This is a genomic window from Halorubrum sp. Hd13 (assembly GCF_002252755.1).
Lineage (GTDB): Archaea > Halobacteriota > Halobacteria > Halobacteriales > Haloferacaceae > Halorubrum.
The window spans coordinates 44,462-55,168 of sequence record NZ_NHOY01000051.1; the positions used below are offsets into that span (position 1 = coordinate 44,462).

General features: G+C 66.9%; 5 protein-coding genes. 3 read left to right on the forward strand and 2 right to left on the reverse strand.

The genetic code is table 11. The features are described 5' to 3' along the window. Nucleotides 1–615: 615 nt before the first annotated feature. Complete coding sequence (locus tag DJ81_RS07075; protein WP_094524622.1) at nucleotides 616–1,161, forward strand: HalOD1 output domain-containing protein; 546 nt, start codon at nucleotides 616–618, stop codon at nucleotides 1,159–1,161. Next, nucleotides 1,148–4,207 carry a PAS domain-containing protein gene (locus DJ81_RS07080; RefSeq protein ID WP_094589110.1) on the forward strand — a complete coding sequence of 1,020 codons (3,060 nt, stop codon included), beginning with the start codon at nucleotides 1,148–1,150 and terminating at the stop codon, nucleotides 4,205–4,207. Before DJ81_RS07075 ends, DJ81_RS07080 begins: the two co-directional genes overlap by 14 nt. 125 nt (nucleotides 4,208–4,332) lie before the next feature. On the opposite strand, the gene DJ81_RS07085 is transcribed toward DJ81_RS07080, so the two are convergent. Continuing rightward, entirely contained in the window at nucleotides 4,333–5,259 is a 927-nt protein-coding gene (locus DJ81_RS07085; protein ID WP_094589112.1) for a hypothetical protein, read from the reverse strand. Nucleotides 5,260–5,447: 188 nt separating this feature from the next. Continuing rightward, complete coding sequence (locus DJ81_RS07090) at nucleotides 5,448–8,780, reverse strand: PAS domain-containing protein (RefSeq protein WP_094589114.1); 3,333 nt, start codon at nucleotides 8,778–8,780, stop codon at nucleotides 5,448–5,450. Nucleotides 8,781–8,918: 138 nt separating this feature from the next. Between DJ81_RS07090 and DJ81_RS07095 the strand changes: the two genes are divergently transcribed. Beyond that, nucleotides 8,919–10,550 carry a GTPBP1 family GTP-binding protein gene (locus tag DJ81_RS07095; protein WP_094527616.1) on the forward strand — a complete coding sequence of 544 codons (1,632 nt, stop codon included), beginning with the start codon at nucleotides 8,919–8,921 and terminating at the stop codon, nucleotides 10,548–10,550. Nucleotides 10,551–10,707: the final 157 nt, after the last annotated feature.

The following is a 10,707-nucleotide window of genomic DNA, read 5'->3' on the forward strand; positions in this document are numbered from 1 at the left end:
ATTAATAACTATATTGTATTAATTGATAATTGTTCCGCCGAGGACGCGATTCGCGGAGCGCTATCGGGGCGTCGAATCCGGGACGGACGGGCCGAGAGAGCCGCAGTCCGTGACGCCCCGTCGGGCGGGCGCGCGGCGTCAGCGGGGACGCCGCGAGCCGAGGCGCGCGGAGCGGCCGACGGTACGAGAGGAACGCGGTACGGCCGGCGGCGCGGTAGGCGCGTGGTGCACGCGGTGCGCTCTGGCGAGCGCACCAAAAATGTGAGGTCACAGAGGCCATTACCTGATATTTCTGTCATACCACTTATGATCCTATCTGCTGATATACGGATGTCGACCGGGAATATCGGTCGACGCGGTCCCCGGAACGGGGAACGCTGTCAGAGGCACGGCGCGTGACTCGGTGAGGACAGCGAGTCACGCAGGTCGCCGCTCGGAGGACGTCGGTGGGAGATCGGGCCGAGTGTGAGGCCGAGCAGACGACCTCGTCCGGTCGCGTGAGACGGAGAGCTGAACGGCCGTCGAGTCCCGCACACGCGTACATATTCGGTATCGCCCGCGAGAAGCGGATTATTCCGTGAAACGTGACATACTGATTCGGTGAAATTATTCGGCATGAATTCGGACGTGTCAGTTACTCGGTTCGACGCGGCGAGTGCACCGTCCGCGCTCGACGCGATGTTCGATGCGGTCTCGGCGTTCAAAAACACGGAAGGCGACGAGCTCCGACGCCTCGATAGGTACGTCAGCCCCGATGGCATAAACCTCCTCTTCGGCGGGCCGGGCGGTTCAGCGACGCGTCTCGAAGAGGGAACGCTGTCGTTCCGGTACGACGACGTGTTCGTGACGATGACGCACGACGAGCTGATCGAGGTCATCGACGCCGACGCGTTCCGCTCACGGCCATTGCATTACGGACTCTCAGCGGACGCACGCGCACGGGAGTCGACCGAAGCGGCTCTCGAAGTGGCGGCAACGGCACTCGCCGAGGCTGAAGAACACGTCTGGACCGCCGCTACCAACGCGTCGGACAGTGAACTCGTCGACCCGCTCTGGGCAGTGGTGGAGCGGCTCTGGGCCATTCAGACATTGATCGATGACCTGACCGCTCGGCCGTGTTCGACTGAACCGCTGGCAACACGGGTCGATGACGAGCGGTGACGAGGTGACCGAGGACGCGCTGTTCAACCTCGGCGTCGACCTCAACCGGGAAGAGACAGTAGGCGGCGCTGTTGATCGGACACTGACCGCGATCCGTGCCACACTGGGAGACGCAGCGATTACCGTGTGGCGAAACCACAACGAGCGCGACAGCAGCGTTGAGAACGCCCAACCGCCGGAACAGCCGTCCCAACCGGCGTTTAGTTCCGAACGTCATATCGGTCGGCCGGGCCGAACACCCCCACCGGACGCAGCTCTTATCAAGCGATGTTTCACGACTGATGCGCCGGCTCGAACCGACGGGGTGGCCGGACCAATCGCACCGGATGACAGCCGCTGGCTGCCGCGTGAGGAACTGTTCGTTCCGATCGGTCCCGAGCGTGTGCTGTCGGTTGGATGGGGTCACCGCGACGCTGCGACCGCGTTGGACGGGGCCGCCGTCCGCGATGTCCTAGAGCGAGCAGCGGAGTTACTGGCCGCGGCACTCGACCGCATTGGCTCCCAGACACGTGAGCCGACAGGCGAGATCGCCTCTGAGATTCGCCTCGGGGCGTTTCAACAAGCGATTGAGGACGCCGCCGATGGCGTCGCCATTCTTGACGACGAGTCGTACGTCTATATCGACCAGACGCACGTCGACATGTACGGATTCGACAGCAAACAGGAGTTGCTCGGTCGAAGTTGGCGAGAGCTATACGCTGCGGATGAAGCGGCACGGATCGAGAAGGAAGCTTTCGACGCGCTCGAACGCGATGGTCACTGGCAGGGGCGAGTAACGGGAAGTCGGCCAGATGGAACGACGTTCCCGGCGGAGCTGTCCCTGACGATGGTCACCCCATCCCGAATGGTCTGTACGGTGCGTGACGTGAGCGATCGTGAAGCGCGGGAACACGAACTCGCATTAAAAGAGCGGGCGCTGGACGAAGCAGGGACCAGCATCCAGATTACGGACCCGACCCAACCGGGGAACCCGTTGGTGTACGTCAACGAGGAGTTTGTACAGCTAACCGGATACGAGCGGTCAGAGGCTCTCGGCCGAAACCCGAGATTCCTCCAGGGCCCCGGATCAGATTCGGAGACGACAAAGCGCATCCGTACGGCGATCGAAACCGAGCGACCGATAACGACTAAGCTGAGAAACTACACCGCGGAGGGTGAACCGTACTGGGCGAAGCTCTCCGTGACGCCGGTTCGAGACGCAAACGGAATCGTGACAAACTACATCGGGGTTCAACACGATATTACCGAGCAACGACGGCGGATCAGAGAGCTCAGAGACCAGACTGAGCGGCTGGAACTCGTCCTCAGCGGGACGGAGACGGGCATCGGTGAGTGGGACTTCAGTACCAACACAGTCACGTTGGACGCCACTTTACGAGAGACGGTCGGAGCGAGCCCGACGACGATAGACGAATGGCAAGCAGTAGTTTATCCGGAGGACCGCGAACGTGCCGCTGACGCCCTGCGGCGCCCGATCGAGACCGGTGACCCGGCTGCTGAGACGATACGAATCGGGACGGATGACAGCGAAGTCACGTGGATAGATCTACACACCGTTGTGAGTGATGCGGGTGATGGCTCTGCCAGTGTGCTGGCGATGGGGCGGGACGCGACGAAGCGCTCCGAGCGTGTGAAATGGGCGTCGAAACTGTTTGATCAGGGCCCGCTGCTGTTCGTTCAAACTCGGGCCGTTGGCGGCGAAGCAGTCATTGAGGCCTGTGACCGGTCGTTTTCCGACGCGCTGGGGTGCGAGCGCGAAGCGGTGGTTGGACAGCCGCTCAGTGAGTTTTATGACGATAGCTCGACTGATTCACTCCAGTCAGACGGCTACGAACGCGCGCTTAGCGGTGATCTCACCGTCGCAGAACGCACGCTCGTGACGACGGACGGCGACACGGTCCCGTGTCTGTTACGGGCGATCCCACGCACCGTTGACGACGAAGTCGTCGGTACCGATGTGTTGTTTATTGATATCTCTGAACGCGAGAAGTACACTCGGCGACTGGAGGCTGTGTTTAACAGCCCACACCAGCTTACCGCGTTAGTCCGCCCCAATAAAACCGTGACTGACGTGAACGATACGCTGGTCGCACGCATCGGTGTTGATCGGTCGGCAATTGTTGGTGAACCGATCGACAAATTCCCGTGGCTGAGCCTTGACCCGAACCACGAACTCACGGTTTCTGAGGCGGTCAACCGCGCGGGTGACGGTGAACTCGTCCAGACCGAAGGAGAACTACAGGGTCCAGATGGTCTCGCACGCATCGACGTGTCGTTCAAGCCAATTCGTAACGCCGCTGGTGAAATCACGCTGATCGCCGTTGAGGGGAAGGATATTACCGTGAAGACGCGACAGCGACAGCATTTACAGGTGTTCCAGCGGGTCGTCCGACACAACGTCCGCAACGATTTAAACAAGCTCGTGGGATGGACAACGATGCTCGCCGAGGAACCGGACGCTGACTGTCGTCACGATCACCTCCGCCGACTGACGCGTATATTCGACGGATGGGAACGGCTTACGAGCAAAATGCAGGTGATCGATCGCGCGATACGGGAGATACCACACGACGAGTCAACCGTTAACATCGCTGAGGTCACTGAAAAGGCCGCGACGGCGGTACGGGATGACCACTCGGACGCAACGATCGCCGTCTCTGTCGACGCGACCGACGGGACTGTCTCACGATGGCTTACACACCCGCTTACCGAGGTGATAAAGAACGCGGTGGCCGCAGGAGACAGAGAAGACCCGCACGTCAACGTATCGGTGAGACAGGCAGACGACGGCTGGCTCCAGATCGTCGTGACTGACGACGGGCCTGGCATGCCAGATATCGAGCGGGGGGTACTCGTCACCGGCGAAGAGACGCCGTTACAGCACGGTTCCGCGCTCGGGATCTGGCTGATTCGTATGTTAGTTTCGATGCTTGGCGGGGAGGTCGACGTCGACGTGACCGACACAGGTACCGAGGTCGTGCTTCGCGTTCCGACGGCGCCAGCAAACCGCAACCCGGCTTCGGTCGAACCCAGCCGGATGGCCTAAAGAGCGTACTGTACAAACCGCGAGGAGTATGGGGTGGTCGACGAACAAAGCGCGGCCTCACGACGAAGATCAGCGAGCCGAAATCCAGCGATCGAGGCCGGCTCGTGGCCCGGATTCGCCGGGTGCTATTCCGAGGTAGACTCGCCGCCACCTTCGTCGGCTGTCCCGGAGAGCTGTCGGTCCACCAACCGGACCGACGCTTCGCTATCCGAGCACGGCGCCGAGCCAACCACCTGCCATGTGGGAGCAACGTCCTGCTTCCCAGACACGCGCGCCTCGATCTGGCCGTCGCCGGTTCGCATCTCGATGACGTAATCGAGGTGCGCCGCCCCGAACCGGTCGGCGCCGTCGACGTCGGTTGTCGGCGGCAGGTGGACGAGTCCGCCGACGCCCTGATTGCGCCACTGGCCGACCAGCTCGTGGAGGAACTTGTCGAGCGTGCGGGCGTCGTGGTGCGCGAGCAGCTGCGTCATCGTCGCGATCGCGAAGGTCCCGGGTCGGTCGTCCGTCACGAGCCGCATCGTCGCGCGCTCGGCGGCGACCCCGAGCGACGTGAGGTCGCCGCACCGGACCGACCCCGCGTCGCTCGTCGCGATGTCGACGCCGCCGTCGGCCTCCGCGCCGGGCGTCGAGTCGATGACGAGCGGGTCCATCGCCGAGAGTCGGCCGTAGACCTCGTGACGCGGGTACTTCGTCGTCAACACCGCGCCCGTTTCCGCCATCGCCTCGTACACGGCGTAGAACAGGTCGTCGTACAGCTGGGAGCTCGGCGCCGCGAAGCCGACGACGTCGTCGTACTGAACGGCGGTGTCGGCGATAAAGGCCGGCGTGACCGTCTCCGGAGAGGGGTTCAACACGGCTTCGAACACCTCTCCGGGGCGTCGCTCGGCGGCGAGCAGCCTCTCGACCAGGTCGTCCCCCCGTTCGTTGACGGAGACAGAGGGGTGGACCCACGACGACCGGTCGTCGCCCGCCGCACTCGCGAGGGGGTCAGTAGAGCGGTTCAGGTACTCGTACACCAGCGTCGGCAGCTCGGATCCGTCGGCGCTCACCGATCCTCACCCCCGGTCGACACTGCCCGTGTGAGGGGCGCCACAGGAGTTCGCACCGCGCCGTTTCGAGCGGGGTTCATACCTGTTATTGTCGTAGTATCGCCGATAGTTCTACGTCCGAAGATATGTGGCAGGCCGGTGTGATACCGAATATGTCCGTGTGAGTTGCCGCGGTCGGCTGGCGGCCGTCACTCGAAGAAGCCGCGCATGATCTTCGACTCCGCGGCGCGGAGGTGCTGGTGGAGCGTCGACGAGGACACGTCGAATCGGTCAGCGAGGTCGGTGCCGCTGATGCGGCGCGGATCGTCGTAGTACCCCTCTCGGAGCGCCGTCTCCGCGATCTCTCGCTGGCGGGTGGTCAGGTCCGGCTCCCCGGTCCACCCGTCGGGGCCCCCGGACGGCTCGGAGACGTGCCGCTTCGAGACGAGCCGACACGAGTCGGAGACGGGAACCAGCGCCGCCCGGACCCGCCCGATCACCGTCGGGTCCGTCGTCCGAAACGCCAAGACGTCGGCGTCCGGGCGGGAACGGACGCCGCGCAGCCGCGTGTCCGTCCCGGCGAGCACGTCGCGGACGGCGGCCAGCGAGCGGTCCGGCGTGTCCCGCATCCGCACGGCGACCTCGTGGGTGTCGCGGTCGACGGAGTCGACGCCGTCGAGTTCGATGCCCGGCGTCGCCGCGACGTAGTCGCGGAACGCCGTTTCGGTGTAGCCGTCGACGCGGCCGGTCAGGTGAAAGCTCTCGCCGCCGGTCATCGCGACGTGCTCGACGGCGATCGAGCCGTCCGCCGGGAGGCCGGGGAAGAGCGGCGACGGCCGCCGGCACTCCAGGGCGAAGGCGATAGGCGCGTTCGACGCGGTGGCGGACTCGAGCGTCGACAGGCGCATCCCGGCGGCGTCCGCGACCGCGCCGAGCGCCCGCCGCTCCGGCTCGGCGAAGCGCTCGGCGTCCGTGCTGATGAACTCGGCGACGGCGTGGACGGTCCCGTAGTGGCTCACCGGAACCGCGAACGACTCCCGGTAGCCGAAGTGGAGCAGCCGGTTGATCCACTCGCCGTGACCGGCCGCGGTCGCCTGCCCGTCCACGGCGTGCTGCCGCTCGTCGCGCGTGGCGGCGACGACCGCGGGGAACGACTGCTCGTCGGTCTCGTACAGCTTCGCGGGTCCGCCCGGCTCGGTCACCTCGACCGGGTCGACCCGCTTTGCGGCCGGGTCGTACGTGCCGACGAACGCGTACTCCGCCACCCGACCGCCGACGTCGACGATCGCTTCGCGCACCGCAGCCGGCGTCTCCGCCGTCGCGATGGTCTCGACGGCGTCGACGACGCCCTCCCGCAGGTCCCTGTGCCGGTTCGCCTGTCGCCGGGTGCTGGCGACGTCGTTCGAGAGGCCCGCTATCGACGTCTCCTGGCGGAGCTGGGTGAGCGCGGCCGAGACCTGCTGGCTCACCGCTCGGATGAACGACTCCAGCGACTCGTTCCGCTCGTCGACGACCACGCTCAGCAGGCTCGTGTCACCGAGCTGCGTGGCGAGCGCCTGCTTCCCGGCCGCGTCGGCCGAGTCGACGACGGCGTCGGCCGGGAGCCAGCACGTCTCGGGCTCGCTGAACGCTCGCCAGAGGTCCGTCTCGCCCGGCTCGATGCGTCGGCGACTGGGCGGGGCGGCCTCGTCGCCCGCGGTCGCCAGCCGCACCAGCTCCCCCTCCGAGGTGTCGCGGTCGTATATCGCTAGCTCGTCCGCCGTCACCACGTCGGCGACCGCCTCGACGCAGGCGTCGAACGCGTCCTGCGGGTCCGTCGCCTGGAACACGCGGTTGCTCACGGCGTAGAGGTTCGTCAGCCGGCGCTGACGGTCGAGCTCGTCGCGCGCGTCGGTGAGGTCGGTGATGTCGTTGGCGACGCCGAGCACCGCGTCTCCCTCGCCGTCGACCGGAGAGAACGGGATCTTCCACGTCTCCAACACGCGTTCGTTGCCCGCGGCGTCGGTCAGGGCCTCCTCGGTGCGATGGAGCGGCTCGCCGGTCTCGATCACCCGCCTGTCGTCGGCGGCGAACGCGTCCGCCTCGTCCGGGTCGGTCGCGTAGTCGGCGTCGGTCGATCCGATCAGGTCCGAGACCGTGGTGCCGTACGCCTCGGCGACCGCCTCGTTCGCGAGTAGGAACTCGCCGTCGGTGTTCTTCGCGAATATCAGCTGCGGGACCGTGTTGATGACGCGTTCGAGCTGGTTGCGCTCGGCCTCGATGCGGTCGCGTGCGGCGCGCAGCTGTCGGCGCTGCGCGACGAGTTCGATCGCCGTCCGGAGGTACTGCGTGACGATCAGGATGAGCTCGCGCTCGTCCTCGTCGAGGGCGTCCGACTCCCGCGCCCCGACGATGAACACGCCGTCGTCGCCGACGGGGACGATGAACTCCGTGCTGATCGGCGTCGCCGGGTTGTGGACCCCGCGCTCCGCGGCGACGTCCGGATAGTACGCCGGCGTCCCGGCGTCGAACGCGTCCCACGCGAGCGACTCGCCCGGGCGGAATCGCGGCACGTCGTCGACGATCGACGCCCCCTCGTCGGAGACGGACACCGGGACGAGGGCGTCGTCGGGGGCGCTCGGCCCGGCGGAGTCCGTCTCGGCGGCGCCGTCCGCCCAGTAGCCGGAGAACGGTCGGTCGATGATCTCCGCGATCCCCTCGATCGCGGTGTCGATCACGTCCTCATACTCGTCCGCGGTCATCAGCGTCTCGGCGAGCGACCGCGTCTCACCGAGGCGGCGGAGCCGGCGCTCCTGCTCGGTGAGGTCGAGGTTGACACAGGTGATCCCGCCGTCGGGGAGCTGCGCGAGCGACACGCGTTGCGTGATCGGCGTGCCGTCCCGCTTGACGCCGACCAGCTCCCCGTCCCACGATCCCGTCTCCGCGACGACCGGGAGGACCTCGCGTTCGATCCGCTCGATGACATCGTCCGCGTAGATCTGTCGCCACGTCCCGCCGAGCAGCTCGTCGGCGTCGTCGTAGCCGAACATCGTGACGTGGGCGTCGTTGAGGTACGTGTACGTGCCGTCCGCGTCCAGCAGCGCGATGCCGGATGTCGTGAGGTCCATCGCGGTCGCCTGCCGTTCGACCCGGGTGAGGTGCGCCACCCGCTCGCTCGCGTCCGTGAAGATGCCGAGCACGTACTCCGTGCCGGCGTGCGTGAACGGCGTCGACCGCACGTCGACGGGCACCGTCGACCCGTCCGCACGCAGGATCGTGACCGGCTCCGCCGCCTCGCCGGAAGCGCGTTCCCGTCCCGCGTCTCGGACCGCCTGAAACCCCTCGCGCACGTTCTGCTCGGCCTCCGGCGGGTGAAGCTCGGTCTGGTGCATGCCGACGAGCGACGAGCGGTCGCGACCGAACAGCTCGGTCGCGGCCTCGTTGACCGCGACGACCGTGCCGCTGTCGGCCTCCGCCGCGAGGATCGGAGAGGGAGCTTTTATCGCCAGCCGCGCCAGGAACGGGTCGGCCCCAGAGTCGGCCGAGATGCGATCCAAACTCATCTTGTTACGTAAATCAGTATTCCGAACTGACCTGAGTGTATCGGCTCGGGAGCGCTCCCGAGCGCTCGGGAGCGATCACGTGACGTGGGGACGGATCGCACGAAAACCGTTAAGCCCGGCTGTCGCCTACGAGCGTGTATGAGCGCTGACCGGTCCGCGTTACGGCGGGCCATCGAGCGCGGCGAGCGCGACGGCGGCGCGATCGAGTTCAAAGAGCGGCTGACACGCGAGGTCCACTTGGCGGAGGGACGCATGGAGTCGCTCGTGGCCCAGCTCCGCCACCGAGTGCTCTCGGGCGACGGCGAGGCGACGTACGTCCTCGGCGTCACCGACGACGGCGGGCTGGCCGGGATCGCGCCCGAGACCTTCTCCGAGACGATGGACGTCCTCTCGCTGTTGGCCGACGAGGCGGACGCCCACATCGCCGACGTGGAGACGTGGAGCGCCGGCTCGGCCGGCAACGGCGGTTCGGAGGGACTCGTCGGTCTCGCGACCCTCCGCGACGGCGGGATGTTCGAGACGGACGACGACCACCTCGTGGTCGGCACGGCCGGCCACGTCGACCACGGGAAGTCGACGCTCGTCGGCACCCTCGTGACCGGGCGGGCCGACGACGGCCAGGGCGGGACGCGCGGCTTCCTCGACGTCCAGCCCCACGAGGTCGAGCGGGGGCTCTCCGCCGACCTGTCGTACGCCGTCTACGGCTTCGAGGAGGCGGGCGGCGAGCCGGTCCGGATGGATAACCCGCACCGCAAGTCCGACCGCGCGCGGATCGTCGAGGAGGCCGACCGACTCGTCTCCTTCGTCGACACGGTCGGCCACGAGCCGTGGCTGCGGACGACGATCCGCGGGCTCGTCGGCCAGAAGCTCGACTACGGGCTCCTCGTCGTCGCCGCCGACGACGGGCCGACGAAGACGACCCGCGAGCACCTCGGCATCCTGCTGGCGACCGAGCTGCCGACGATCGTCGCGATCACGAAGGCGGACGCCGTGAGCGACGACCGGGTCGCCGAGGTCGAGCGCGAGGCCGAGTCGATGCTACGGGACGCCGGGCAGACCCCCCTCCTCGTGGACCGCCACGGGATCGACGCGGCGGTCGCGGAGGTCGGCGACGGCGTCGTGCCGCTCCTCCGGACCAGCGCGGTGACGAAGGACGGGCTCGGGACGCTCGACCGACTGTTCGAGACGCTTCCGAAGCGGGCGACCCCGGAGCGCGCGGAGTTCCGGATGTACGTCGACCGGAGCTACAAGGTGACCGGCGTCGGCGCCGTCGCGTCCGGCACGGTCAACTCCGGCACCGTCGAGGCCGGCGACGAGCTCCTCCTCGGCCCGATGGCCGACGGCTCCTTCCGCGAGGTGGAGGCGCGCTCGATCGAGATGCACTACCACCGGGTCGACAAGGCGAGCGCCGGCCGGATCGTCGGCATCGCGCTGAAGGGGGTCGACGAGGCGGAGATCGAGCGCGGGATGGCCCTGGTGCCGCGCGAGAGCGACCCCGACCCCGTCCGCGAGTTCGAGGCCGAGGTGATGGTGCTGAACCACCCGACCAGAATCCAGGAGGGGTACGAGCCGGTCGTCCACGTGGAGACCGTCTCCGAGGCCGCCGTCTTCGCGCCCGAGGGCGGCCGGCTCCTGCCCGGCGACACCGGACAGACGCGGGTCCGGTTCAAGTTCCGGCCCTACCTCGTGGAGGAGGGCCAGCGGTTCGTCTTCCGCGAGGGGTCGAGCAAGGGCGTCGGGACGATTCGGGACGTGGATTCGGCGGAGTGAATCGACGGATTGGGCCTCAACGGGACAGTTCAGTCCCCCTCGACGAAACGGATCAGTCCCCCTCGACGAAACGGATCAGTCCCCCTCGACGGAGACGAGTTCCATCAGCGGGTAGCCGTCGGCCATCGTCATCTGAGGGCGAACCGCCACCCCCCCC

Bases quoted from the DNA above. Each gene is read 5' to 3' on its own strand.
- DJ81_RS07095 (WP_094527616.1), top strand. From the start codon at position 8,919: ATGAGCGCTGACCGGTCCGCGTTACGGCGGGCCATCGAGCGCGGCGAG.
- DJ81_RS07080 (WP_094589110.1), top strand. From the start codon at position 1,148: ATGACGAGCGGTGACGAGGTGACCGAGGACGCGCTGTTCAACCTCGGC.
- DJ81_RS07075 (WP_094524622.1), top strand. From the start codon at position 616: ATGAATTCGGACGTGTCAGTTACTCGGTTCGACGCGGCGAGTGCACCG.
- DJ81_RS07090 (WP_094589114.1), bottom strand. From the start codon at position 8,780: ATGAGTTTGGATCGCATCTCGGCCGACTCTGGGGCCGACCCGTTCCTG.